Source organism: Nocardia coffeae, assembly GCF_019890715.1.
Lineage (GTDB): Bacteria > Actinomycetota > Actinomycetes > Mycobacteriales > Mycobacteriaceae > Nocardia > Nocardia jiangxiensis.
In genome coordinates this window covers 1,280,343-1,306,012 of sequence record NZ_JAINZY010000001.1, presented here as the reverse complement: position 1 = coordinate 1,306,012, position 25,670 = coordinate 1,280,343, and the positions used below count along the sequence as shown (strand labels likewise).

Genomic DNA, 25,670 nt, shown 5'->3' with positions numbered 1-25,670 from the left:
GAGGGTGCCCCGAAACCTGAATTTTTCCCAGGCTGTCACATTGCGTCGATGTTGCTCGCCCGGTTCGCTCGCGTCGGCGTATGCACTGGTAGTCGTCATAGTTCCGGTCGGAAACAACTGGCGGCCGGACGCACCGCGATGCGCGGGACTGCGCCGCCGCGCCGGTCGGCGACTTTGCGACAGTGATCACAGCGCAGCCGGAAATACCGAGCTACGAGGCATATGCGGAGAATGCGTTCCGCATCATTCGGCCGATGACGGATCGCCCGGATGCCACGCGGATGCTCGCGGCGCGTGTTCGACTCGCGCCGATGCTCGTTCCGGCCGGAACGCCTTCTCGATGACGGCTGTCCGGTTTGCTGGGGATGGCCGGGGTGAGCGGGTCGGAAAGCCGATGTGGTTCATCGTCGTGTCGACGAGCCGATAGCTGTCGCCGTATCCAGGGTGATTCGGGCAACTCCGATACTCCGGCGCGGGCCGATCGCGGCGTAGCATGTCTCGGCGGCAGTCGCCTCCGCGGACTCGAATGAAGGAGCTCATTGTGGGACAGGTCAGCGCATCCAGTTCGATCGTCGTTCCGGCAGATCCGCAGCGCACGCTCGACGCGATCGCGGATTACGAGACGGTCCGCCCGCGCATCCTGACCTCGAACTACCACGACTACAAGGTGATCGAGGGCGGTAAGGGCGCCGGAACCGTCGTCGACTGGACCCTGCAGGCCACTCAGAAGCGTTCGCGCAACGTGCACGCCACGATCTCGGTCTCCGATTCCATGGTGACCGAACGGGATTCGAATTCCACCATGGTGACGACCTGGACCGTGACGCCCTCGGGCTCGGGCTCGCTGGTCACCGTTCGCACGAGCTGGAAGGGCGCGGGCGGCGTCCCGGGATTCTTCGAGGGCATCTTCGCGCCGTTGGGGCTCAAGAAGATCCAGGCCCAGGTGCTGGAGAACCTGAAGACCGAACTGGGCTGAGCTGTATTTCGGCCTCCGCGCCGCAAACAGGTCGGCGTTGTCCAGGGTTGGTGGAACGAGGTGTGCCGGGTTCTGTTTTCGCGCGACGCAGGAGCCCACCGGGAACGCGGCCTGAGCCGCATAGACCGGAATCCCCCGCCTTCAGGCGGGGAGGACGTCAAGGGTAGGTGAGGACGAACGTCAGCAGCAGCGTGGTCTGGAAATGCCCGCGCCACCACGAATAGCCGAACCACACGTTCGGGGTGACCTCGCGGATCTCGTCCAGGATCTGCGGGGTGATGGACGGGCCGTAGTCCAGGAGCCAGGCCGGGCGCTGGTCGGTGATGGCGGGCCCGGAATAGACGTTGGCGGGCCAGCCGGGGATGTTCGCGCCGGTGATGCGGTTCATCAGGGTGCCGCCGTCGGGGCCGGTGTCGAACGTCTTGCCGATCCAGAACGGCGGCGCGACGACCTGCATGAACTGCGGACTCGTCACCCAGCCGTTGGTGACGCCGTGGGGTGCCTCGCCGCGCTGGGCGGCGGCGAAGATCTGCACCTGCTGTTCGATCGAACAGCTGTTGCGCAGCGAATCCACCGTCGCCGCAGGGTTGTTCGGGTAGAGCACGCAGCCGCCGCCGAAACTGGTGTCGGCCTGCGCGTCGGGCGCCGCGACCGTCACCGGGACCACGGTCATCACCGCGAGCAGGCCCGCCGGGGCCAGGAACTGTGCGAGGGACTTACGCCAACGCTCACCGGTCATCCTCATCGCAACCTCCACCCGTACAACCGACCATCTCGATGGTAAGTGGCCGGCACCATGCCGGTAGGGCGGTAGACCGAACCGTGACTACGCTGGAGCCCACTTACTCCCGCAGAGAGGACAACCTCGTGCAACCCGGTGAACAGGTAGATATGCAGGCGTTGCTCGCGCAGGCGCAGCAGATGCAGCAGGCCGTGATGGCCGCCCAGGAGGAGATCGCCGCGGCCGAGGTGCCCGGTGAGGCCGGTGGCGGTCTGGTCAAGGTGACGATCAAGGCGACCGGTGAGGTGACCTCGCTGCAGATCGATCCGAAGGTCGTGGACCCCGAGGACGTGGAGACGTTGCAGGATCTGCTCGTCGGCGCGCTCAATACGGCGATGGCCAACGCGCAGCAACTGGCCGCGGAGAAGTTGGGCCCGCTGGCCGGCGGGATGGGCGGCGGCGGCATTCCCGGCCTGCCCTTCTGACGGGGGACGGCGCAGGTGTACGAGGGTCCGGTTCAGGATCTGATCGACGAGCTGGGCAAACTGCCCGGCGTCGGTCCGAAGAGCGCGCAGCGCATAGCCTTTCATCTGCTCTCGGTCGAGCCGCCGGAGATCGACCGGTTGCAGGCCGCGCTGCAGAAGGTGCGCGACGGGGTGCGGTTCTGCTCGATCTGCGGGACCGTCTCCGATGGGGAGACGTGCCGCATCTGTGCCGATCCGCGTCGCGACCGCACCATGATCTGCGTGGTCGAGGAGCCCAAGGACGTTCAGGCGATCGAGCGCACCCGCGAGTTCCGCGGTCGCTACCACGTGCTCGGGGGTGCGCTGGATCCGTTGTCCGGAATCGGACCCGATCAGCTGCGCATTCGGGAACTGTTGTCGCGCATCGGAAATCAGGTCGACGGGGTGGATGTCACCGAGGTGATCATCGCCACCGATCCCAATACCGAGGGTGAGGCGACGGCCACCTACCTGGTGCGGATGATGCGCGATTTCCCGGGCCTGTCGGTGACCCGGCTGGCCTCGGGCCTGCCCATGGGCGGCGATCTGGAATTCGCCGACGAGCTGACTCTAGGCCGCGCCCTGTCCGGACGACGCGCGCTCTGAGGCCGAGGCGTCGTCCGGCGCCGGACCACGTAGCCTCACCAGTCGTGAGCTACGACCACATTCTGTTGCCGTCCGGCGCCGCGGCCACGCCCGCCGAGGCCGACGCCTATCTGACCGCCCAGCAGGGCAGGCCGGGATCCGACGTGGCGGCGCAGATCGCCGCAGAGGTGAATCGGCGCAACGAGGAGCTGCCCGAACAGGACAGCTTCCTGAGCGTCGCGCCGATCGACGCGCACGGCGGCACACTGCACGTGGCGAGTCCGTACGACGCGATCGGGCACGTGCGCGCACTGCTGTTCGAACTGGCCACTCCGCGCGACTACGCGGTGTACGACCCGCAGCTGGCCTGGTTGATCGATCCGGCCGGGCACATCCCGGTGACCGTCACCCACGGCGGCGCGGGCGAATTCCCCTACCTGACAGAATCCCTTGTGCACCAATGGATTCCGGGGCTTTCCGAACCGGGCCCCTACCTCATCGTGGAACGCGAGCCCGAGGTCTACATCCAAACCTTCCGCGACGACCCGGACAGCTACATCCTGGAGTATCGCGACGGTTCCCCCGACAAGCATTTCGGCACCCGCCTGACCGGAGCCGATCGCGTCGCGGACCTGATCTGGGACTGGACCGTCGGCGACCGGACCCGGCTCGAGGCACTCGCCTGGGACAAAGTCGACCTCTGAGATCTCTGCGCTGACGCAACAGGATTCAGCAGTCGCAGCAGCTTTCTCCGCAGCAGTCGCAGCCCTCGCACGCGCAGCAGCAGCACTCTTCCTCGCAGCGACAGCATTCGCAGCAGATGACGCCCTCGCAGAAGGGCAGGCAGAAGCCGCTGCGGCGGCGGGGCGGAGGGCCGTAGCCGTAGCCGGGCGGGGGATAGCCGCCGTAACCCTGTGGGGGATAACCGTATCCGGGTGGGGGCGGTCCATATCCGCCGCCGCGACGCCAGCGTCGGCTGGTGATCTTCTGGTCGGTCCGGTGATCGACGCGGCAGCTCTCGTGGCCGGAATGCCCGAACGTGCGGCGGATCGAGCGGCCCAATTCCTTGGTCAGCAGGCGATGGACCAGTCGTCCGTCGGTGAATTCGACTTCGGCCAGGGCCAATTCGATGCCGAGCAGGGCATCGGTGCACAGCCGGTGTGTCTCCTGTGCGGGAGTTCCGGTGGCCGCCAAGGGATTCCATTTGCCATGCGCGAGATCCTCGTGCAGATCCTCCACGGCGTCGACCAGATGCGCGACGCGGCCGAACAACCGGCCCGCCTCGGTGAGCGCGGCCTCGTTTCCGGGACGCCCGGCCAGCAGCGCGGTGTGCCCGAAGGCCGCGGCGGTGGCGGCCTCGGTCGGCTCGGTGAGTTCGAGCAGGGTGGTCTGCGGTCCGGCGGCCGATTCGACGGCGATCTGCCGATCCACCGCCTCCAGCAGGACCGCGGTGTCGAAGCCCAGGCCCGCACCGGTTTCCGCGCCTTGTCGCGCCCAGCGCTGGGCGATCCGGCGCGCCGCCGGACGGATGCCCGCGGTCCCCGCGACGCCGTCACCGTCCTCGACGTGATCGCGCACCTTCGCCGCGGCCAGGACCAGGGAGACGGTCGCGGCCAGCCGCACACTGTCACCGGTGGCGACGTCCGCGGTGCGCATGGCGCGCAGCGGGCACGGCCCGGCCGATCGCCTGGTGGTGGCCGGCGCCTGCGCGTCGACCAGCGCGGAAATGATCAGACCGTCGTAATTGGTGGCCATGCGCGCGGCCTGACCGTGGTCGTCGCGTAGCGCCAGACACAGGCCGCACAGCTGCGCCATCCACGCGGAACTCAACTCTTCGCCCAACCGGTGCCTACACGGGCGGATGATGCCGAACACTGTATCTTCTGCCTCCGCTTCGCTCCGGCGGGCCGCGGCCCCCGAAGGGCCGATTCTTCCCTCCCTCCGCTCCCCCGCTTCGCTCCTCCGCTCCGGTCAGTCCAGAATCGACCCGGGCCACGGCCCTCGGAGTTGGCGTTGTTCGGGGTGGGCGGACCTCAGGTGGCCTGAGGTGGTTGTCGCGCTTGAGTTTACGGGCAGGCTGATCTGCCGGCGCGGCGATTCGTGCTGCTCCCCTCGGGTCGGTGGCGGCGAGGATTCGCTGTGTAATGTCGCAGGTACTCAGCCTGGAGGTGCTTATGACGACGTCCGCGGAACCGGGCACGGTGGATATCAATCGCTACGATCCCGAGCGCCGGCGGTGGCTGGCCGAAGCGATAGCCAAGGTTCGGGCCGATGCGCGGCGGTCCTCCGATACGCATCTGCTGCGAGTGCCGCTGCCCGCGCTGCCCGGGGTGGATCTGTATCTGAAGGACGAGTCCACCCATCCGACCGGATCGCTGAAACATCGGCTGGCGCGGTCGCTGTTCCTGCACGCGCTGTGCAGTGGTTGGGTGCGCCCGGATCGGCCGGTGATCGAGGCGTCCAGCGGGTCGACCGCGGTGTCCGAGGCGTACTTCGCGCGGCTGATCGGGGTGCCGTTCATCGCCGTGATGGCCCGCGGGACCAGTCGGGAAAAGGTGCGGCTGATCGAATTCCATGGTGGCACTTGTCATTTCGTCGACAGTGCGAATGCGGTCTACGAGGTCGCGGCGCGGCTGGCCCTCGAGCGCGGCGGGCACTACATGGACCAGTTCACCTATGCCGAGCGCGCCACCGACTGGCGCGGCAACAACAACATCGCCGAATCCATCTTCGACCAGATGGCTCAGGAACGTTTCCCGGATCCGGCCTGGGTGGTCGCGACGGCGGGCACCGGCGGCACCTCGGCGACGATCGCCCGCTACATCCGCTACACCGGCCGCTCGACCGGCCTGTGCGTGGCCGATCCGGACAACTCGGCCTTCTTCCCGGGCTGGCGTGACGACGACGCCGAGGTCACCACGGAGATCTGCTCGCGCATCGAGGGCATCGGCCGACAGCGCGTGGAACCCAGTTTCGTCGCCTCGGCCATCGACCGGATGATCCACGTCCCGGACGCCGCCGCCATCGCCGCGATCCACGTGCTCGAGGAGGTGATCGGCCGCAAGGCCGGCGCGTCCACCGGAACCGGCCTCTGGGCGGCGTTCCACATCATGTCCGAGCTCGCGCGCAAGGGGCGCGAGGGCAGCGTCGTCGGCCTGATCTGTGACCCCGGCGACCGCTACATCGACAAGTACTACGCCCCGGACTGGCTCGCCGACCAGGGCCTCGATATCGAGCCCTACCAGGCACGATTACGCGATTTCCTGACCACGGGTGAGTTGTCCGCCTGACCGGCACGGACAACATGGCCGACACGAGCGAGTCACTCCGTAGGAACACCGAGTTCCACCCGCCTCGGAGAACGCCGACACCAAGGCCGGGGCCCGGGTCGATTCTGGACTGAGTGGAGCGCCAGGAGCGAAGCGGGGGAGCGGAGGGAGGGAAGACATCGGCCCTCGGGGGCCCCGGCCCCGCCGGAGCGAGGCGGAGGCCGTATATACTGCCCACATCATGCAGCGGGCACTCCTCCTCGGCCGCCGCGACGGGGTCTGACACGGACCGGCTCCCGTCGCGGGGTTCAGCTGTGCCGGTCGACCCATTTCCCTGGGATACACCAACCCACACTTCACGGAGAATTGCATGCCATCCGCTGACGCCTTCGTAGCGCGCACCATCACCGCGCCGTCCAAGCCCGCTCCGGCCGACCAGCCCGCGTGGAACGTACAGAAGAACTCCTCGATGCCGACCTTCCGGTATCGCCCCTTCGCCGAGGAGGTCGAGCAGATCACGCTGCCCAACCGCACCTGGCCGAACAAGGTCATCGACCGCGCGCCCGGCTGGTGTGCGGTGGATCTGCGCGACGGCAACCAGGCGCTCATCGATCCGATGAGCCCGGCCCGCAAGCGCCGGATGTTCGATCTGCTGGTGCGGATGGGTTACAAGGAGATCGAGGTCGGCTTCCCGTCGGCAAGCCAGACCGATTTCGATTTCGTCCGGGAGATCATCGAGGAGAACGCGATCCCCGACGACGTCAGCATCCAGGTGCTGACCCAGTGCCGTCCCGAACTGATCGAGCGCACCTTCGAGGCGTGCCGCGGCGCGGTCAACGTGATCGTGCACTTCTACAACTCGACCTCGATCCTGCAGCGCAAGGTCGTCTTCCGCGCCGACCGCGCGGCCGTGCAGAAGATCGCCACCGACGCGGCCACGCTGTGCAAGCAGATCGAGCAGAACTACCCCGACACCAACTGGCGGTACGAGTACAGCCCGGAGTCCTACACCGGCACCGAGCTGGAGTACGCCAAGCAGGTGTGCGACGCGGTCTCGGAGATCATCGCGCCCACCCCCGACAAGCCGCTGATCGTCAACCTGCCCGCGACCGTGGAGATGGCGACGCCGAACGTCTACGCCGATTCCATCGAGTGGATGAGCCGCAATCTGGCCCGTCGCGAGTCGATCGTGCTGTCCCTGCACCCGCACAACGACCGCGGCACCGGCGTGGCCGCGGCCGAGCTGGGCTATATGGCCGGTGCGGATCGGATCGAGGGCTGCCTGTTCGGCAACGGTGAGCGCACCGGCAACGTCTGCCTGGTCACGCTGGGGATGAACATGTTCTCCCGCGGCGTCGACCCGCAGATCGACTTCTCCAGCATCGATGAGATCCGCCGGACGGTCGAGTACTGCAATCAGCTGCCGGTGCACGAGCGTCATCCGTACGGCGGCGATCTGGTGTACACCGCGTTCTCGGGTAGCCATCAGGACGCGATCAACAAGGGTCTGGACGCGATGAAGGCCACCGCCGACGCGGCGGGTTCGGATATCGCGGACATCACCTGGGAGGTGCCGTACCTGCCGATCGACCCGAAGGACGTCGGGCGCACCTACGAGGCCGTGATCCGGGTCAACTCGCAGTCCGGCAAGGGCGGTGTGGCCTACATCATGAAGACCGATCACGGGCTGGCGCTGCCGCGGCGGCTGCAGATCGAGTTCTCCCAGGCGATCCAGAAGATCACCGACGGCGAGGGCGGCGAGGTCAGCCCGAAGGAGATGTGGGACGTCTTCGCCGAGGAGTACCTGAACCCGATCCTGCCGCTGGAGCGGATGCGGCAGAAGGTCACCGCCGCCGAGACCGACACCGGGACCGATGCCATCTCCGCGGTGGTCAAGGTGGACGGCGTCGAACAGGAGATCGCCGGCACGGGCAACGGTCCGCTCGCGGCCTTCGTCGACGCGCTGGCCACGATCGGTTACGACGTGCGGGTGCTGGACTACTCCGAGCACGCCATGTCCTCCGGTGACGACGCACAGGCCGCGGCGTATGTCGAATGCGCGATCGGGGATTCGGTGAGCTGGGGCGTCGGCATCGCGACCTCCATCACCACGGCCTCGCTGCGGGCGGTCGTCTCGGCGGTCAACCGGTCGCGTCGCGAGCGGAAGTAGTTCGCGCGGAACCGCGTGTCGGGCAGTGATTCCGGCGCGTCGCGGTAGTTGTCGTACGGGGAGTTGTCCACATGTGGACAACTCCCCGTCGCATGAGGTGTCACCTGCTCTGTGGCACTACGAGCATCCGGACAGCGTGCTAGCGTTGAACAGCATCAGCGCCGAGCTCACTGCTCGAAAACTCCCGAGCAGATGGGGGATACGTGACGACCAACGACAACTCGAACTCACCGGCTTGGCTGCAAGGCCAAGGCACGGATACAGCCACCGAGCAGGACGACCCGAAAACGGCAGCGGCGCACGAGGACGCGACGGCGGACGAAGACGCCGTGAGCGCCGATACCGGATCCGAGCCGGGCGACCACGATTCGGCACCTGACCAGGAGCAGGCATCGGGGATCTTCCCGCCCGTGCCGGACTCGATGGACGAGCAGCCACCTTTCCCGACGGGCCCGCCGCCCGGTCCGGACGGGCAGTTCGCTCCGGAGCAGAACTTCGGAGCCGAGCCGCACCAGTTCGTTCCCGGGCCGCCGTTCGGCCAGGAACAGCAGGGCCCGTTCGCACCTCCGGGTGCGCCGCCGCAGATGGGCGGGTTCCCCCCGCCGCAAATGCAGTACGGCCCACCGGGAGCCGGGCAGTTCCCGCCCGATGCCGGTTTCCCGCCGCCGGGCAACTTCTCGGCACCCGAGCACGGCGGTCCGTTCGCGCCGCCCGGCGGTCCGGGCGAGCCGACCTCGTTCGCGCCGCCGAACTTCGGCGTGCCGCAGCAACAGCCGTTCCCCGAGATGCCGCCGCACAATTTCACCGAGCCGCCCGCACCGAATTACGGTGAGGTGCGCCAGGAAACGCCGTACGGCGAGGTTCGGCAGGAAATCGGCAGCGACGGTATGGTCCGGCGGACGTTCGACGAGGAGCCGCAGGGCCCCGAACAGTCTCCCGCAGGTCAGGATCCGGCGCAGTTCGCTCAGGAGCCGCACAGCTGGGCGCCGCCGCCACCGCCGCAGCCGCAGATGTATCAGCCGCCGCAGCCGCAATATCAGCCGCCGCAGCAACAGCCGCCGCAGAACGCGAACGCCGGTTGGCAGAACGGTCCGCTGAGTCAGCCGAATCATCCTGTGCAGCAACAGCATCAGCCGCCGCAGCAGCAGCCGGGATTCCAGCCGCAGCCGATGCCGCAGCTCGGTCAGCTGGGTCCGGGCGGTCAGTCGGTCAACGATCTGAATCTGCTCAAGCGGGCCCGGCGTTCACCACGCGGCGGCTGGCGTCGTGCGGTGCACAAGATGTCCGGCGGTGCGATCAATCCGGGTGAGTCCTCGGCGGACGTGCTGTTCCGCGAGATGACCGAGCGGGTGAATCAGCCGGTGCGCGGCGATTATCGGATCGCGATCCTGTCGCTGAAGGGTGGCGTCGGCAAGACCACGACAACGGTCGGCCTCGGCTCCACTTTCGCCTCCGTGCGCGGTGACCGCGTCATCGCCATCGATGCCAACCCGGACCTCGGCACGCTGGCCCATCGGGTGCCGCGGCAGACCCGGTCCACGGTGCGCAACCTGCTGGAGGATCAGCGCATCAGCCGCTACTCGGATGTGCGGGCGCACACCTCCCAGGCGCCGAGCCGCCTGGAAGTGCTTGCCAGTGAACAGGATCCGGCTGTCTCGGAGGCGTTCAGCGAGGCGGACTACCGGCGCGCGATCAACATCCTGCAGCAGTTCTACAACATCATCCTGACCGACTGCGGTACCGGTCTGATGCATTCGGCGATGTCCGGTGTACTGGATATGGCCAGCTCGCTGATCCTGGTGACCTCCCCGGCCATCGACGGTGCGCGCAGCGCCTCGGCCACGCTCGACTGGCTCGAGCACCACGGCTACAACAAGCTGGTGGAGCGAACCGTGGTGGTGGTCAACGCCTCTCGCCGCGGCGCTTCCACGGTCGACCTCGATCAGCTGCGCAAACTGTTCCTGGACCGCACCCGCGCGGTACAGGTGGTGCCGTTCGACGATCACCTCGCCGAGGGCGCGGAGATCGATCTGGAACTCGTCAGCAAACCGACCCGGATGGCACTGCTCGAACTGGCCGCCATGGTCGCCGACGATTTCGCGTACAACATCCCCACCCCCGCTTTCCAGCCGGTCCAATCGCACTATCCGGGCCCGCAGAACCCCCCGTACCCCGAGAACCCTCCGTACTCCGGTCCTCCAACCGGCCAGTACGGCATCCCGGACCAGTACGGTCGCGACCCGTACGGCCGCTAGTTCCGCTCTGCGGCACCGCATCTCGCCCAACTTCGGCGAATTGCGGTGCCGCACAAGCGGTTACTGCCGTTATCGCGCAATGCATTGATCGCATCTGAGCTGCAACGGATTCCGATGCTGTCCGCCTGTGGTTCCGTGGCGAGTCCGGGGCAAGCCGGTCAATGCGGCACCGCGAATACGGCTGCCGGTGACCGGGGGTGTCGCACTCAGTGGTGTGCAGCGTCGTCGGCGTGTGCAATTGCAGGGGCTGTCCGGGGAGTGACCGCAGCGACGACTTCGTCTGCGGCAGTGCGGAATGCGGCCAGGACCGCGGCAATGGCCGGTCGGCGGGCGGCGTGCGGGCGGGTGGCCAGGTCGTACATGCGACCGGCTCGGACGCCGGAGAGGCGTAGCACCGCCAGGCCGGGGTGCCGGACGGAGTATCGGGGCATCAGGGCTACGCCGTGGTCTGCTGCGACGAGTTCTTCGATGACTCTGAAGTCGTTGAGGCGCTGGGTAATTCGCGGTTGGACGCCGGTGACGGTGGCGATCGTGCGCAGCACGTCGTCGACGGGGAAGCCGCCGCGTTCGCTCAGCCAGGTCTCCTCGGCGAGCTCCTCGGCGGTGACCGATTCTCGACCGGCCAGGTGATGGCCGGGGGCCACGACGATATCGATCGGCTCGCGCAGCAGCGCCTCGGCGTGCACCCGCGGTCCGGCGACCGACGGTGCGTGCTCGTCCCGATTGGTCAGCACCACGTCGTAGTCGGCGAGCAGGCGCGGGACCTCGAACGGTGGCACGTCCTCGTCGCTGGCGGCGATGTCCACGCGGCTGTCCGCGAGCACGGTGAGCACCCGCGGCAGCAGCAGCGCGGCCCCGGACGGGAACATCGACACCCGCACCCGGCCGTGTGATGCGCCCCGGTACAGCGCCATCTCGGCGTCGGCGCGGTCCATCGCGGCCAGCACCTCGTCGGCGCGCACGACCAGCGCATGTCCGGCATCGGTCAGTCGCACCCGCCGCCCGTCGGGCTCCAGCAGCGGCACACCGGCCTCCCTGGCGAGCACCTTCAGCTGCTGCGAGACCGCCGAGGGCGTCATCGACAACGCCGCGGCGACGCCCGCGACCGTGCCGCGATCGGCGAGTTCGCGCAGGATGCGCAGTCGGTCGACGGACAGCGGCACCGGATTCGGCATAGGTAAGTTCTACTACATTATCCATGCATAAATATTCGATTGTTCTTATTCTTTGGCCTTCGCATGCTTGACGATGTGACTAACCGTGATCGCCTGCTCGGCTTGGCCGTCGTCTTGTTGTGGGGATTGAATTTCCTGGCTCTGCACATCGGGGTGGAACATTTTCCGCCGCTGTTCTTCGCCGGGCTGCGGTTCGTCGTCATCGCCGTCGCGGTCGTGCTGCTGGTGCCGCGCCCGCGGGTGCCGCTGCGCTGGTTGCTGCTGTACGGCCTGGGCTTCGGGGCGGCGCAGTACGCCTTCCTGTTCATCGCGATGCGGGCGGGTATGCCGACCGGGCTGGCCTCGCTGGTGGCGCAATCCTCGGCGCCGTTCACGGTGCTGCTGGGAGCGCTGTTCCTGCGCGAAAGGCTGAGGGCCACACAGGTTCTCGGTCTGGTGACGGCGGTTCTCGGGATGGCGCTGATCGGCTGGGACCGGGCTCGGCACGCGGCCCTGCTGCCGGTGCTGCTGACCTTGGCCTCCGGTTTGGGTTGGGCGTTGGGCAATATCGGTTCCCGCTTGGCCGCCGCGGGCGGGAAGTCCGGCGAGAAGGTCGATCCGCTGCACCTGAGCCTGTGGATGGCGGTGATCCCGCCGATCCCGCTGTTCGCCCTGTCCTTCCTGACCGAGGGGCCGACCGCGGACGCGCACGCCCTGCTGGCAGCGTTCTCGGCTACCGGCTGGCCCGCGCTGGCAGCCCTGGCCTACACGGTCCTGCTCGCCACGGTGGTCGCCACGGGACTGTGGACCTATCTCATGAGCCGCTATCCCGCGGGCGTGGTCGCCCCGCTGTCGCTGATGGTGCCGGTGGTGGGCATCACCTCCTCGTGGATTTTCCTCGGCGAACGTCCCACGGCGTTGTCACTGGTCGGCGGCGTGATCGTGATAGCCGGCGCGTTCGCGGTGACCTCGGGCGGCCGGGCACGCGCAACCGCGTCGCACACCGTGGCCGAGACGAGCGCGAGCGATGCCGCGCCGGCTCTCCGTGAGCGCCCGGCCGGAGCCGAGGAGCCGGTGCCCGAGGATGTGCGCGCCGTCGGCTGACGCGCCTGCCGCGCACGATGTGAGCGAAATCTCGGCAATCGGGGTCGTGATCGGCGATGTTCCGCCCGTCCACGCACGAAGCGGTATGACCGCTTACAGTGTTGCGCGGCGTGGAGGTCCGGAACGATGGTTGAGCAGTACGGGAAGGTTTCGCGGAGATCGGTTCTTCGTGGGACGGCCCTGGCAGGTGCGTTGACGGCGAGTGCGCTGAGTGTGCGAGCGGTTCCCGCGGCGGCGACGACCGGGCGACGGGTCGCGGTGTTCGGTGGCGGGGTGGCCGGTATGACGGCGGCGCACGAACTGGCCGAGCGTGGGTTCGAGGTCACCGTGTACGAGCCGCGGGCGTTGGGCGGTAAGGCGCGCAGTATCGCGGTGCCCGGCAGCGCGCGGGGCGGGCGTCCGGATCTGCCCGGGGAACACGGATTCCGGTTCTTTCCCGGTTTCTATCACCACATCCCGGACACTATGCGGCGAATTCCGTTCGCGGGCAACGCGAATGGCGTCTGGGACAATCTCGTCGCGGCGTCCGAGGCGCGTTTCTCGCGCAGCGGCGGACCGGACACCATCGTGCCGATGGGACTCGGCAAGTCGTGGTCGAATCCGGATGATTTCCGGCAGAGTCTGTCCTCGGTGATCGCGACCTCGGCGAAGCTGCCGATGAGTGACGCGGCGTATTTCGCCGAACGGCTGCTGGTCTTCATGACCAGCAGTGACGCTCGGCGGACCGGGCAGTGGGAGGACATCGCCTGGCGTGATTTCATCGGCGCGCAACGACATTCGCCGGAATTTCGAGTGTTGATGTCTCGTACGCTGACCACGCTGCTGGTTGCGGCCAAGGATGATCACGCCAGTACCCGCACGATCGGCTCGATGGGCGAGCAGTTCCTGGGCAACCCACTCCAGATCGGCAACGACGGCCCGCTGGACCGGCTGCTGAACGGGCCGACCTCGCAGGTCTGGATCGAGCCGTGGACGCGGCGGCTGGGTGAGCTCGGGGTCCGGTTCGTGACCGCGCGGTTGCGACGGCTCGAAGTGCGCGACCGCCGGATCTCCGGAGCTAGGGTGGCCGATCCGGCCGGACGCGAAAGTGCCGTCGAGGCAGATCATTTCGTGATGGCCGTGCCCGCCGACGTGGCCCGGCAGTTCTGGACGTCCGATATCCTCGCGGTGCAACCGGAGTTGGCCGCGATGGACCGGCTGGTGGTCGACTGGATGTCCGGAATCCAGTTCTACCTGCGACGCCCGACGCGGATCGCCCGCGGTCACGTCGCCTACGTCGACTCGCCGTGGTCGCTGACCTCCATCGCGCAGAACCAATTCTGGTCGCGCACATCGCTTTCCGGCTACGGAGACGGCACCGTCCAGGACTGCCTGTCGGTGGACGTCTCGAATTGGAACACCCCGGGAATCCTGTACGGCAAACCGGCCCGCGAGTGCACCCACGAGGAGGTCGCGCGGGAGGTCTGGGCGCAGATCCAGGCGCATCTGGGCGGTAAGACGGCCCTGCCCGATGCCGATCTGCATTCGTGGTTCCTGGACTCCGGCGTCACCTGGGACGCTGCGCGCCAACACAATACGAATGCCGACCCGCTGCTGATCAACACCGTCGGCTCCTGGTCCGCTCGCCCGCAACCACACGGTGCGCTGGAGAACCTTTTCCTCGCAGGCGATTACGTGCGCACCACGATCGACCTGGCCACCATGGAAGGCGCTTGCGAATCCGCCCGCCGAGCCGTGAACGCTCTTCTGGACACCGTCGGCTCGAATACCCCGCGCTGCAAGCTCTTTCCGCTCTACCGAGCTCCCGAACTCGAACCCTTCCGCCAAATGGACGCCGCCCGCTACGCCGCGGGACAACCGAACGTCTTCGACACACCGGCCTGATCCGGTGTATCCGATGTCGGACCCGCCCTTGCCGGATCCGGTACGCGATCAGAATTCTGGCTGGATACTGCTGCAGCTCAGGTGGATTCACCCCGACCGCAGGCCAGACACTGCCGAGGTCGCCTGGTGCGGTGTGCGGTAATCGCCTCGATACGCTGATTCGCCCGAGTTCCGCTGGTGGCGCCGCAGCCGATCATTGCGTTCGGCCCGCCGCGGGCGGCGATTCTGCTGCCGGGAGCGCGGCATCGTCCGTCCGCTCGGCCGAGTCCGGATTCGTTGCTCGACGGTGTGATCATGCGGCCGGTGCGAGGCCGCCACGCGTGCCGGATCGCCCGGCGGCAGTGGACTGTGACCCACGTCGCTACCCGTGATGGCGCTCCCGGGAAGTGCGGCGAGCCCGCCGGGCAATAAACTCGCGGGGTGGCAGACATCTCGATGCGCGGACGGGTCGCGTTGCGTGCGGCGGCGGCTGCGGCCTGGGCCTCGCAGCGGGCCGGGCGCGGTAAAGGGTCGATGATCGGCGGGCTGATCGCCCTGCAGATCGATCCGACGATCATGACGCAGCTGGGGCGCGGTCGGCGCACGGTGCTGGTGACCGGCACCAATGGCAAATCGACCACCACCCGGATGACCGCGGCGGCGCTGGGTGTGCTGGGGCCGGTGGCCACGCAGGCCGACGGCGCGAACATGGATGCGGGCATCGTCGCCGCACTCAACGCCCATCGTGACGCGCCGGTCGCCGCCATCGAGGTCGACGAGCTGCATCTGCCGCATGTCAGCGATGCGCTGAATCCGGCGGCGGTGGTGCTGTTGAATCTGAGCCGCGATCAGCTGGACCGGGTCGGCGAGATCAATATGATCGAGCGCAAGTTGCGCGCCGGCATGGCCCGGCATCCCGACGCGGTCCTCATCGCCAACTGTGACGACGTCCTGATCACCTCGATCGCCTACGACCACCCGAATGTAGTGTGGGTGGCCGCGGGCAGCGGCTGGGCGGTGGACGCCACCAGCTGTCCGCGCAGTGGTGAGCCGATCGTGTGGGAGGGTGCGCACTGGCGCAGCACCGGCGCGGATTTCCGGCGTCCGGAGCCGGACTGGTGGGTCGACGAGGAACATCTGCTCGGTCCCGACGGTGTGAAAATCCCTCTGCACCTTGCCCTTCCGGGGCGGGCCAATCGCGGCAACGCCGCGCAGGCGGTGGCCGCGGCGGTCGCGCTGGGCGTCGCGCCGCAGACCGCGGCCGACGCCGCCGCGACGGTGCGCGAGATCGCGGGCCGCTACCGCACCGTCCGGGTGGGCGACCACGACGCGCGCCTGCTGCTGGCCAAGAATCCGGCGGGCTGGCAGGAGGCGTTGTCCATGATCGACCCTGCCGCAACGGGTTTGGTGATCGCGGTGAACGGCCAGGTGCCCGACGGCGAGGATCTGTCCTGGCTGTGGGACGTGCGTTTCGAACATTTCGAGGGCACCCAGGTGGTGGCCGCGGGTGAGCGCGCCACCGATCTGGCGGTCCGCCTGACCTATGCCGGTGTGGAGCACACCACGGTGTCGAATCCGTTGCGCGCCATTGCTTCCTGTCCGCCGGGGCAGGTCGAGGTGCTGGCCAATTACACCGCGTTCCGCGATCTGAACCGCGATCTGGAGGCCCAGGGATGAGCGAGTCGACCGTGCGGATCGGGCTGGTGCTGCCCGATGTGATGGGCACCTACGGTGACGGCGGCAATGCGGTCGTGCTGCGGCAGCGGCTGCGGATGCGCGGCTACGACGCAGAGATCGTCGAGATCACCCTGAACGACCCGGTTCCGGACTCCCTGGACGTCTACCTGCTCGGCGGGGCCGAGGATTCCGCGCAGCGACTGGCCACCCGCCACCTGCAGCGTTATCCGGGCATGCAGGCCGCGGCCGAGCGCGGTGCGCCGGTGCTGGCGATCTGCGCGGCCATCCAGGTGCTGGGTCACTGGTACGAGACCTCCGGCGGCGAGCGCGTCGACGGCGTCGGCATGTTCGACCTCACCACCTCGCCCCGGGCCGAGCGCGCGATCGGCGAGGTGGCCACCGTCCCGCTGATCCCGGGCCTGTCCGAGCCGCTGACCGGATTCGAAAACCACCGTGGCGGAACAACTCTGGGTCCCGCCGCCACCGGACTGGCCCGCGTCACTCGCGGCGTCGGCAACGGCGTGGGCGACGGCCTCGAGGGCGTGGTCCAGGGTTCGGTCATCGGCACCTACATGCACGGCCCCGCGCTGGCCCGCAATCCCGAACTCGCCGACCACCTGCTGCGCCACGCGCTCGGTGTGGACGAACTCGCGCCGCTGGACCTTCCCGAGGTCGATCAGCTCCGCCGAGAACGCCTGCGCGTCTAGGCGCTCCGGTCCTCGGCGATCGCCGCTCTGCACAACCGGCCGAAGAGAGTAGCTCATTGCGGCCGATTGCACTAGATGTCAAGGGCGGGAAGATCGTTCAGTTGAGGCAACCTCTCTGAGCGGGTAATCTCGCGCGCGGCCATGCGTGATGAGGAGGTGGCCGCGTGTACAGGCGTGCGTTCATGAAGGCTGCGGGTGCGGCGATGCTGCTGGGGGCGGCGGGCTCTGCCACCGCGGGCGTGAGTGGTTCCACTCGCGCGTCAGCCGGGCCGATATGGGACGATCTGTTCCGGCACTGGGTTTCGGAAATCTTTGCGCCACTTCCCGATCCGCCGGATCACACCGAGGCGATCATCGTCGGCTCCGGTTTCGGCGCGTCGATCACCGCGCTGCGCCTGGCCCAGGCCGGAGTCACCAACACCGTGCTCGAACGCGGTTCGCGCTGGCCCAACGATCCGCACCGGGAGATCTTCACCGGCGACGACCTGCCCGACGGGCGTGGTTTCTGGCATCGCACCGAATTCACCGGGGTCACCAAGGTGCCCATGCATTTCGCGGATTTCGGCGGCGTGCTGGACGTGACCTCGTTCGACGGTATCGACGTGTGGCGCGGTGCGGCGGTCGGCGGCGGTTCAGTGGTGTACACCGGCGCGATGATTGCGCCCGAACGTCGATTCTTCGACCAGATCTTCCGCGGCACAGTCGCTTTCGATGAGATGGATCGGGTCTACTATCCGCGGGTGCGGCAGATGCTGCGGTTGGACACGATGCCCGGGGACATCTACAACTCCGCGCCGTTCACCCATTCGCGATGCTGGGATGCCCAGGCGCGCAAGGCCGGATACACCCCTATACGCAACGACTCGGTCTTCACCTGGGATGTCCTGCGCGCCGAACTGGCCGGGAGATCCAAGGCTTCGGCCACTGCCGCCCGCAGTAACCTGGGCAACTCCAACGGCGCGAAGTTCGATCTCAACCAGAACTATCTGAAATACGCGCAGGCGTCCGGTAAGTCGAAGGTGTTCGCCGGGCACCGGGTCGAGTCCATCGCCCAGGAATCCGGCGGCCGCTATGCGGTGACCGTCACCAAGATCGACCCGACCGGTGCGGTCCTGCGCAGACGCACCCTCACCTGCGATCGGCTGTTCCTGGGCGCGGGTTCGGTGGGCACCTCCGAACTGCTGGTGCGCGCTCAGGCCACCGGCGCGCTGCCGCACCTGAACGAGCACATCGGCGACGGCTGGGGCACCAACGGCGACGTGGTGCTCGCCCGCGGCGAGAGTTCGCTGTGCGGGCTGGGCACGGGCGTGCCCAGCGCCAGCCGCATCTTCGACGACTCCGGGATGCCGCTGAGCCTGGAGAGCTGGTACATCCCGGGCATTCCGGTGGAGACCGGTGCACTGGCCTCGCTCGGTCTGGTCTTCGATCCGACCCGGGCCCGCTTCGGCTATGACAAGGCCCGCGACGCGGTCGGGCTGCGCTGGCCCAAGCAGGCGCAGGATCGGGTCACCGCGGCCGCTCGCGCGGTCGATCACCGCATCGCCGAACGCGGCGGTTCGATGGTCGAGTACACCGCTCTGGGCTACGACGCGAACGCCGTATTCACCGCGCACCCGCTCGGTGGCGCGGTGCTGGGCCGAGCCACCGACAACTACGGCCGGGTGATCGGGCATCGCGGGCTGTACGTGATGGACGGCGCGGCGGTGCCGGGCAGCACCGGTACGGTGAATCCGTCGTTGACCATTTCTGCGCTGGCCGAACGCAATATCGAGAACATCATTCGCGCAGGTCACTGATTCCCCGGACACCGACGGGTTAGTCTCGGCGGGATCATTTCGCCGCCAGAAGGGGTCCGTTGTGCCGAAGAACATCGTCGTGTCGGCGCAGGAGTATCCGCGCAAACCACCGGTTCTGTGGACCGATTACCTCATGCTCGTCGTGGCGTTGGTCTCGGCGGCGCTGATCTTCTGGGTGGACATCCTGCCGGTGCCGCATCCGGCGGTGCAGCCGATCGTCATCGCGGACTACGCGACCTGCGGCATCTTCGCGCTGGAATTCCTGTGGCGCTGGCGGCGCGAGGACTGGTCCTGGAACTATCCGTTCCTGTACTGGTACGAGATCCTGTGCCTGATCCCCGCGACCGCAACGTATTTCGCCGACTCCCATGTGGTGCGGGTCCTGGTGTTGCTGGTCCGGCTGCTGCGCGTGGCCGATCGCGCGCTCGGCGACCGGGTCACCGTGGCGATCGTGAATCGGGCGCTGAACGCGATCGTGGAGGCGATCAAGCGCCCGGTGACGATGGCGGTGCTCGAGGAGGTCTCCGAGGTGCTGCGCGTCGGCCAGTACACCCGCAACATCGCCTTGGCGCTCGAGGAGAATCGCGCCGAGATGGACGAGATGATCCTGGATCTGATCGAGAAGGATCCGGCGCTGGGGCGGGTGCGCTACCTGCCGTTCCACGAGGACATCATCCGCGGTATCGCCAGCACCAGTTTCCGCATCGTGTTCCAGGTGCTGGCCGATCCGCGCACCGACGAACTGGTGGGAGATGTGTTGCGCGAGAACGTCCATCAGATGCGTCGCGCGGTGCACGAGGGCGTGCGCGTCGAGGAGACGGTGGACAACAAAGCGGAGTAATTTCGGTTCAGTGCGCTGTGCCGTGCCGCACGGCATCGCGCGGTTCCGCGTAACGCACTGTCTCCCAAGCGATCAGCACACCGAGTACCGCGCACAGCAGCGCGAGCGCGGCCATCGCGGGCAGGATCGAGGCCAGCGGGATGAGCGCGAGAACGACCACCGCCGCCGCCAGGCGCGGCCACAGCACGACTCTCGTCGCGTAGTGCCGGAATCCGACCAGTGCGAGCAGATATCCGGCCGCACCCCCGTACAGCGCGAACAGCGGAATCCCGTGCAGCGCATCGTGCAACGTGTGTTCCTCGGCCCCGCCGACATACTCGAGCACGTTCTTCAGACCCAGCGACATCGCGATGATCGCGACGACCATCGGGAAATGCCAGTAGGTGTAGCAGTTTCGGGCGATCTTGATCTGCTGCTGTCCGCTCGCGCGGGCCAGGTGCTCCTCCACCACGGCCGCGCCGACGTCGAAGTACGCCCACCACAGCAGACCCGAAACGGCAAGTCCCAGAATCGATCCCACCGTGATGGGCCAGGAGATCGGCAGCCCGGCCACGCCGACGCCGATGGAGACGACCGATTCGCCCAGCGCGATGATGACGATCAGGCCGTGCCGCTCGGCGAAGTGCGAGGTCGAGTTGACCCGCCATTCGTTGCCGGAGAACAGGGTCCAGGCCATATCGCCGGCGACGGCCGCGATCCACAGCCACAGTTGCGCGGTCCCGTGGTTGAGCGCCGCGATGATCAGCAGTGTCGTACCGATCGTGATCGACCCGACCGCCCAGCGCGTCACCTGTCCGCGCAACTGCGGGTCCTGCGCACTCGCGCACCAGAACATCACCAGGTGCACCAGCCGGATGAACAGGTACGCCAGGGCGAAGACCAGCGGTCCGTACCAGCCGCCGGGCATATCGTGGAACGCCTCGGGGATGGTGATGGCCACGATCAACGCCGCACCCATCGCCCCGAACATCGCGAGCCGGGCGATGCCCTCGTCGGCCTTCACGACGTTGCCGAGCCAGGCGTAGGCGATCCAGACCCACCACATGATGGCCAGCACCAGGAAGGCGCGCAGCATGTTCAGTGCGGTGGCCTCGTGGGCGGCCAACTCGTCGACCTGGGTGAAGGCGAAGACCAGCACCAGGTCGAAGAACAGTTCCAGCTGCGTCACCGAGGACTGCTCGGTGACGGCCTGCATGCGGGATACTCTGCCGCGAGTCACGCGAATCATGAGCACCATCGTGACAGGTCATCGACCATGTCGCCCGAATCCTCCGGGCGCGATGGGAAGTCAGCTCACCTCGTAGTTCTCACCGAACTGGAACTTCTCGATGAACTCGATGAGATTCTGAACCGCTTCCTCGTTGACCTTGGCCAAACTGCGTTTCATCAGGATGCCCGGAACCGGAATCGGCAGATAGACCTCGGAGTGGTACCAGACCTCGGTGCCCTCTGGGGACTGTTCGAGTTCGAACCAGCCCTTACCGCCGCCGCCCGCACCGCTCTCGACGACCTTCCAGGAGACGCGTTCGCTGGTGCAGTCGTATTCGAGCACTTGTCGGTCGGAGTTGCCCATCGGGCTCACCGTGGCGTACACACGCTGTGGGCGCCCGTACGCGTCGTGGGTTGCCACGCGCACATCCTTGTGCGAGGGGGACCAGTCGGGGATCCGCTCGACCGCGAGCAGTGCCTCCATCACTTGGTCTGGATCGACATCGACGATGAATCGGTGGTCGGTCTTCGTGCGCATAGCCTTGCCCTCCACCCCCCGAAATACTCGCACGATTGTCTCCGTGGTCACATGCGGTCGTCAACCATGGCGCGGGCTTCGGATGTCACAGACCGTCCAGTATGCACAGCTGGCTATCGAACCGCCGGAAGCGTCCGCCGCTCGCGTCGGTTCGGTCGGTGGCGCAGCCCGGCTGTGCGGTACGGGGTGCGCGAGTTGTGCTCAGTGGTGCTGAACGACCCAGTCAGGGCCGGGGAACACCAGGCTCTCGTGGCCGTCGTCGAATCGGACGATGTACGGCGGCGCGCCATCGGCCCCGCGTACCTCGAGGATTTCGCCCATCCGATCCGGCATCCCGACCATGTGGCTGTGCACAGATAATCGATCTCCGACCTTTGCCTGCATGATTCGAATTATCCGTCGGACGTGATGAACGTCACAAGGTATATGAACGTTTCAGATTACCCGATCGCGTGGGGTGCGACCCTTTCGGGGGTACTCCGGTGGCTCTGCCGAAGCGGCTGTCCAGCCCGCTTCCCGGAGCATGGCCGTCACCCGCAGGGACGTGTCGTGCAGCCGATCGAACACGCCCAGTATCAATTCGAGTTGTTCGGCGCTGTATTCACCCATGACCCTGCCGAATTCACGGGCCAGCGGCTCGTAGTGCCGGGCGATCTCGGCGGTGCGGGCCGCGGACAGCGAGATGATCACCCGGCGGCGATCGTGTTCGTCGTGTGCTCGGCTGACGAAGCCGCTCTTGATCAGTCGGTCGATCATCCGGGTGACCGCTCCGGTGGTCAGTCCGGTGCGGGCGGCGAGTTCGCCGGGAGTGGCCGGGCCGCCCAGGCGCAACAGGTTGAGACAGCGCAGATCGGTAACGTGCAGTCCCAGCCGGTCGGCTACGGCCTGATGCAGCATCACCGCGTCGGTGGCGTTGCGCTGTGCGGCGATCGAGAGTTGCCGCCCCGGATCGGTTGCTGTTGCGGTGGCATGTCGTGTCATCGGCGCTGCACTCCCGTCTCGTCGCCTTACTCGTGCAACTGTTGTGTGACACAACTAATGCCGCTTCAAACCTCGACGCGGATAATGTGACATTCCTGGCTTCTCAGCGCCGGGGCCGCGAGGTCATTCAGGCATGTCGCGCGCCGCTGACCGCCCGATTCGATGCACGGACGGCGTCTCGACCGCTGCGTCGGATCGGCGGTGTCCCGTTAACTTCCTGGCTCGAGTCGGTACTGTGGGGTGCTGGTAACAGCAAGTAAGTCGATTTTGGAGGATCCCTCGTGGCTCTCGTCGTCCAGAAGTACGGAGGATCCTCGGTGGCCACCGCCGAGCGCATCCGGCGCGTCGCTGAGCGGATCGTCGAGACGAAGAAGCAGGGCCACGACGTGGTCGTGGTCTGCTCGGCGATGGGCGATACCACCGATGAGTTGATGGACCTGGCGCAGCAGGTCTCGCCCGCCGCACCGGCGCGCGAGATGGACATGCTGCTGACCTCGGGTGAGCGCATCTCGAACGCACTGGTGGCCATGGCGATTCATTCGCTGGGCGCCGAAGCGCGTTCGTTCACCGGCTCACAGGCAGGCGTCATCACGACCGGTGCGCACGGTAAGGCGAAGATCATCGACGTGACCCCGTCGCGCCTGCGTGAGGCGTTGGACGAGGGCACGATCGTGCTGGTCGCCGGCTTCCAGGGCGTGTCCCAGGACAGCAAGGACGTGACCACGCTCGGTCGCGGCGGCTCGGACACCACCGCGGTCGCGCTGGCCGCGGCGCTCGAGGCCGACGTGTGTGAGATCTACACCGACGTGGACGGCGTGTTCACCGCCGACCCGCGGATCGTCTCGGACGCGCAGCGCCTGGAACAGGTCTCCTACGAGGAGATGCTGGAGATGGCGGCCTGCGGTTCCAAAGTGCTGATGCTGCGTTGTGTGGAGTACGCGCGCAGTTACAACGTGCCCGTGCATGTGCGCTCGTCCTACACCGACAAGCCGGGCACCTACGTTTACGGATCGATGGAGGACATCCCCTTGGAGCAAGCAATCCTCACCGGCGTCGCGCACGACCGCAGCGAGGCCAAGGTGACCGTCGTCGCGATACCGGACGAACCGGGCTACGCCGCCAAGGTGTTCCGCGCGGTCGCCGATGCCGAGATCAACATCGATATGGTCCTGCAGAACATCTCGAAGGTGGAGACCGGCAAGACCGACATCACCTTCACCATGCCCAAGACCGACAGCGCCCGCGCGGTGGAGATGCTCACCAACCGGCAGAGCGAGATCGGCTTCTCCCAGGTTCTCTACGACGATCACATCGGCAAGGTGTCGCTGGTCGGCGCCGGTATGAAGAGTCACCCGGGCGTCACCGCGACCTTCTGTGAGGCGCTGGCCGACGCGGGAATCAACATCGACCTCATCTCCACCTCGGAGATCCGGATCTCGGTGCTGGTCAAGGACGACGAACTGGACCAGGCCGTGCAGGTGCTGCACCGGGCCTTCGATCTCGGCGGCGACGAGGTCGCGGTCGTGCACGCGGGAACGGGGCGGTAAGCATGGGTGTACGCGTAGGAGTCGTCGGCGCGACCGGACAGGTCGGCGCCGTCATGCGAAAACTGTTGCAGGAGCGGAACTTCCCCGCCGACGAGGTGCGCTTCTTCGCGTCCTCGCGGTCGGCGGGCAAGACGCTGCCGTGGCGCGACGGTGAGATCGTGGTCGAGGATGCCGAGACCGCCGATCCCAGTGGCCTGGACATCGCGTTGTTCTCGGCCGGCGCCACCATGTCGCGGGTGCAGGCGCCGCGGTTCGCCGCGGCCGGGGTGACCGTCATCGACAATTCCTCGGCCTGGCGCAAGGATCCCGAGGTGCCGCTGGTGGTCAGCGAGGTCAACCCGGAGCGGACCCGCAACCTGGTCAAGGGCATCATCGCCAACCCCAACTGCACGACCATGGCCGCGATGCCGGTGCTCAAGCCGCTGCACGACGCCGCGGGCCTGCAGCGCCTGATCGTGTCGACCTATCAGGCCGTCTCCGGCAGCGGGCTGGCCGGTGTGGACGAGCTGGCCTCGCAGGCGCGTGCGGTGATCGACGACGCCGAGAAACTCACCCACGACGGTTCGGCCGTGGAGTTCCCCGCGCCGAACAAGTACGTCGCGCCGATCGCGTTCAACGTGCTGCCGCTGGCCGGTTCGCTGGTGGACGACGGCTCCGGGGAGACCGACGAGGATCAGAAGCTGCGCAACGAGAGCCGCAAGATCCTCGGCCTTCCCGAGCTGCTGGTGAGCGGCACCTGTGTGCGCGTGCCGGTTTTCAGCGGTCACTCGCTGTCGATCAATGCCGAGTTCGCCCGGTCGCTGTCGGTCGAGGAGGCCCGCAAACTCCTGGCCGACGCCCCCGGCGTGAAGTTGGTCGAGGTGCCCACCCCCTTGCAGGCCGCCGGTGTCGACGAATCTCTCGTCGGCCGCATCCGCCAGGACCCGGGCGTCCCGGACGGCCGCGGCCTGGCCCTGTTCGTCTCCGGTGACAACCTCCGAAAGGGCGCGGCGCTCAACACGATTCAGATCGCCGAGGTTCTGCTCGCCGACCGCTGAGTCGATCGCTCGCAACGGGCCGTGGGATTCCTGATGGGAATCCCACGGCCCGTTCGGCATTCGGGACCGGGTCGCGGTTCGTGCGGTCCGCCCCGGTTCAGCGAGGGCGCAGGCCGTCGAACAGGACGGCGAAGGTGCGGCGGCGTTGTTCGGCGTTCGCGCCGGTGGTGTGGGTGGCCAGGAAGCCGCCCTTGAGAATTCGCATGAGGTCGTCGATATCGATGTCCGCGCGGGTTGCGCCGGCGCCCTGGGCGCGGCGCAGCAGGACGTCGATGGCGGCGAGCAGTTCGACTGTGGGGCCCGGGTTTTCGAGGCTCTCGTGGCCGCCGACCGCCTCGGCGAGGTCGCGTTTGACCCCGGCCTCGACGACCATCACGTCCAGGTAGTCGTAGAAGGCGCGGCCGGGATCCGCGGCGTCGGCCAGGGCGCTCGCGTGCGCGACCATCCGTTCGACGCGGTCCAGCATCGCCGCGTGGAACAGCGCCTCCTTGGTGGGGAAATGCCGATAGACCGTGCCGGGGCCGACTCCGGCACGCCGGGCGATCTCGTCCAGCGGGACCGAGATGCCCTCGGCGGCGAATGCCTCCTGGGCCGCGGCCAATACGCGTTCACGGTTGCGGCGGGCGTCGGCGCGCAGTGCGCGGCCCGTCCCGGAGGTCGTGGCCGCCTTCGCCTGTGTTTCGGTCACGGCGCGAGTCTACCCGGAACGCCATTGACAAACGGGGCGTGCGTTCCGG

Annotated in this window: 23 protein-coding genes; 15 read left to right on the top strand and 8 right to left on the bottom strand. The window is 67.5% G+C overall.

The window, feature by feature from the left end:
* Positions 1–541 precede the first annotated feature (541 nt).
* Complete coding sequence (locus K7711_RS05580) at positions 542–976, top strand: SRPBCC family protein (RefSeq protein WP_222965400.1); 435 nt, start codon at positions 542–544, stop codon at positions 974–976.
* Between the two features lie 157 nt (positions 977–1,133).
* On the opposite strand, the gene K7711_RS05575 is transcribed toward K7711_RS05580, so the two are convergent.
* Positions 1,134–1,721: a hypothetical protein gene (locus K7711_RS05575; protein ID WP_222965398.1), complete on the bottom strand. Its 588-nt coding sequence runs from the start codon at positions 1,719–1,721 to the stop codon at positions 1,134–1,136.
* Positions 1,722–1,843: 122 nt separating this feature from the next.
* On the opposite strand from K7711_RS05575, the gene K7711_RS05570 reads away from it, so the two are divergent.
* Genes K7711_RS05570 through K7711_RS05560 form a run of 3 tightly spaced genes read left to right on the top strand, consistent with a single transcriptional unit; the run spans position 1,844 to position 3,489 of the window.
* Complete coding sequence (locus K7711_RS05570) at positions 1,844–2,182, top strand: YbaB/EbfC family nucleoid-associated protein (protein ID WP_083895339.1); 339 nt, start codon at positions 1,844–1,846, stop codon at positions 2,180–2,182.
* Between the two features lie 15 nt (positions 2,183–2,197).
* Entirely contained in the window at positions 2,198–2,806 is a 609-nt protein-coding gene (gene recR, locus K7711_RS05565; protein ID WP_040817631.1) for a recombination mediator RecR, read from the top strand.
* A 44-nt stretch (positions 2,807–2,850) separates the two neighbouring features.
* On the top strand, positions 2,851–3,489 hold the full coding sequence (locus K7711_RS05560; protein WP_222965396.1) for a hypothetical protein: 639 nt from the start codon (positions 2,851–2,853) through the stop codon (positions 3,487–3,489).
* Between the two features lie 25 nt (positions 3,490–3,514).
* Here K7711_RS05560 and K7711_RS05555 read toward each other — a convergent pair whose 3' ends face one another.
* Entirely contained in the window at positions 3,515–4,615 is a 1,101-nt protein-coding gene (locus tag K7711_RS05555; RefSeq protein WP_235746575.1) for a DUF5685 family protein, read from the bottom strand.
* A gap of 344 nt (positions 4,616–4,959) precedes the next feature.
* On the opposite strand from K7711_RS05555, the gene K7711_RS05550 reads away from it, so the two are divergent.
* From K7711_RS05550 to K7711_RS05540, 3 genes are all read left to right on the top strand, one after another.
* The gene (locus K7711_RS05550; protein WP_222966726.1) at positions 4,960–6,075 is read left to right on the top strand and encodes a PLP-dependent cysteine synthase family protein; all 1,116 of its coding nucleotides are present in this window, start codon (positions 4,960–4,962) and stop codon (positions 6,073–6,075) included.
* Positions 6,076–6,424: 349 nt separating this feature from the next.
* Positions 6,425–8,224 (top strand): 2-isopropylmalate synthase, encoded by a 1,800-nt coding sequence (gene leuA, locus K7711_RS05545; RefSeq protein WP_222965392.1) that lies wholly within the window; start codon positions 6,425–6,427, stop codon positions 8,222–8,224.
* Between the two features lie 584 nt (positions 8,225–8,808).
* The gene (locus K7711_RS05540) at positions 8,809–10,479 is read left to right on the top strand and encodes a MinD/ParA family ATP-binding protein (protein ID WP_235746839.1); all 1,671 of its coding nucleotides are present in this window, start codon (positions 8,809–8,811) and stop codon (positions 10,477–10,479) included.
* Positions 10,480–10,685: 206 nt separating this feature from the next.
* Here K7711_RS05540 and K7711_RS05535 read toward each other — a convergent pair whose 3' ends face one another.
* Positions 10,686–11,654 carry a LysR family transcriptional regulator gene (locus K7711_RS05535; RefSeq protein WP_372460095.1) on the bottom strand — a complete coding sequence of 323 codons (969 nt, stop codon included), beginning with the start codon at positions 11,652–11,654 and terminating at the stop codon, positions 10,686–10,688.
* Between the two features lie 75 nt (positions 11,655–11,729).
* On the opposite strand from K7711_RS05535, the gene K7711_RS05530 reads away from it, so the two are divergent.
* The 6 genes from K7711_RS05530 to K7711_RS05505 all read left to right on the top strand — a co-directional run bounded on the left by K7711_RS05530 (position 11,730) and on the right by K7711_RS05505 (position 19,621).
* Positions 11,730–12,737: an EamA family transporter gene (locus tag K7711_RS05530; protein ID WP_222965390.1), complete on the top strand. Its 1,008-nt coding sequence runs from the start codon at positions 11,730–11,732 to the stop codon at positions 12,735–12,737.
* A gap of 126 nt (positions 12,738–12,863) precedes the next feature.
* Positions 12,864–14,621 carry a hydroxysqualene dehydroxylase gene (locus K7711_RS05525; RefSeq protein ID WP_222965388.1) on the top strand — a complete coding sequence of 586 codons (1,758 nt, stop codon included), beginning with the start codon at positions 12,864–12,866 and terminating at the stop codon, positions 14,619–14,621.
* A 435-nt stretch (positions 14,622–15,056) separates the two neighbouring features.
* On the top strand, positions 15,057–16,277 hold the full coding sequence (locus K7711_RS05520; RefSeq protein WP_222966720.1) for a Mur ligase family protein: 1,221 nt from the start codon (positions 15,057–15,059) through the stop codon (positions 16,275–16,277).
* Positions 16,274–16,984, top strand: coding sequence for a type 1 glutamine amidotransferase (locus K7711_RS05515; protein WP_222965386.1), 711 nt, complete (start codon positions 16,274–16,276; stop codon positions 16,982–16,984). The genes K7711_RS05520 and K7711_RS05515 overlap by 4 nt, the downstream gene beginning before the upstream one ends.
* A gap of 164 nt (positions 16,985–17,148) precedes the next feature.
* Positions 17,149–18,780 carry a GMC oxidoreductase gene (locus K7711_RS05510; protein ID WP_308014477.1) on the top strand — a complete coding sequence of 544 codons (1,632 nt, stop codon included), beginning with the start codon at positions 17,149–17,151 and terminating at the stop codon, positions 18,778–18,780.
* 61 nt (positions 18,781–18,841) lie between these two features.
* Positions 18,842–19,621 carry an ion transporter gene (locus K7711_RS05505; protein ID WP_222965385.1) on the top strand — a complete coding sequence of 260 codons (780 nt, stop codon included), beginning with the start codon at positions 18,842–18,844 and terminating at the stop codon, positions 19,619–19,621.
* A gap of 7 nt (positions 19,622–19,628) precedes the next feature.
* Here the strand turns inward: K7711_RS05505 and K7711_RS05500 are convergent, their stop codons facing one another.
* The 4 genes from K7711_RS05500 to K7711_RS05485 all read right to left on the bottom strand — a co-directional run bounded on the left by K7711_RS05500 (position 19,629) and on the right by K7711_RS05485 (position 22,349).
* Positions 19,629–20,816, bottom strand: coding sequence for a low temperature requirement protein A (locus K7711_RS05500; protein WP_235746572.1), 1,188 nt, complete (start codon positions 20,814–20,816; stop codon positions 19,629–19,631).
* Positions 20,817–20,909: 93 nt separating this feature from the next.
* Positions 20,910–21,368, bottom strand: a complete 459-nt coding sequence (locus K7711_RS05495; RefSeq protein ID WP_222965381.1) for an SRPBCC family protein — start codon at positions 21,366–21,368, stop codon at positions 20,910–20,912.
* A 201-nt stretch (positions 21,369–21,569) separates the two neighbouring features.
* Complete coding sequence (locus tag K7711_RS05490) at positions 21,570–21,752, bottom strand: DUF1918 domain-containing protein (protein WP_222965379.1); 183 nt, start codon at positions 21,750–21,752, stop codon at positions 21,570–21,572.
* 51 nt (positions 21,753–21,803) lie between these two features.
* Complete coding sequence (locus K7711_RS05485) at positions 21,804–22,349, bottom strand: MarR family winged helix-turn-helix transcriptional regulator (protein ID WP_222965377.1); 546 nt, start codon at positions 22,347–22,349, stop codon at positions 21,804–21,806.
* Between the two features lie 281 nt (positions 22,350–22,630).
* Between K7711_RS05485 and K7711_RS05480 the strand changes: the two genes are divergently transcribed.
* Together K7711_RS05480 and K7711_RS05475 are read left to right on the top strand one after the other, a co-directional pair.
* Positions 22,631–23,896 (top strand): aspartate kinase, encoded by a 1,266-nt coding sequence (locus K7711_RS05480; protein WP_040817650.1) that lies wholly within the window; start codon positions 22,631–22,633, stop codon positions 23,894–23,896.
* Between the two features lie 2 nt (positions 23,897–23,898).
* Positions 23,899–24,933 (top strand): aspartate-semialdehyde dehydrogenase, encoded by a 1,035-nt coding sequence (locus tag K7711_RS05475; RefSeq protein ID WP_222965375.1) that lies wholly within the window; start codon positions 23,899–23,901, stop codon positions 24,931–24,933.
* Between the two features lie 97 nt (positions 24,934–25,030).
* Here K7711_RS05475 and K7711_RS05470 read toward each other — a convergent pair whose 3' ends face one another.
* Complete coding sequence (locus tag K7711_RS05470) at positions 25,031–25,621, bottom strand: TetR/AcrR family transcriptional regulator (protein ID WP_222965373.1); 591 nt, start codon at positions 25,619–25,621, stop codon at positions 25,031–25,033.
* Positions 25,622–25,670 lie beyond the last annotated feature (49 nt).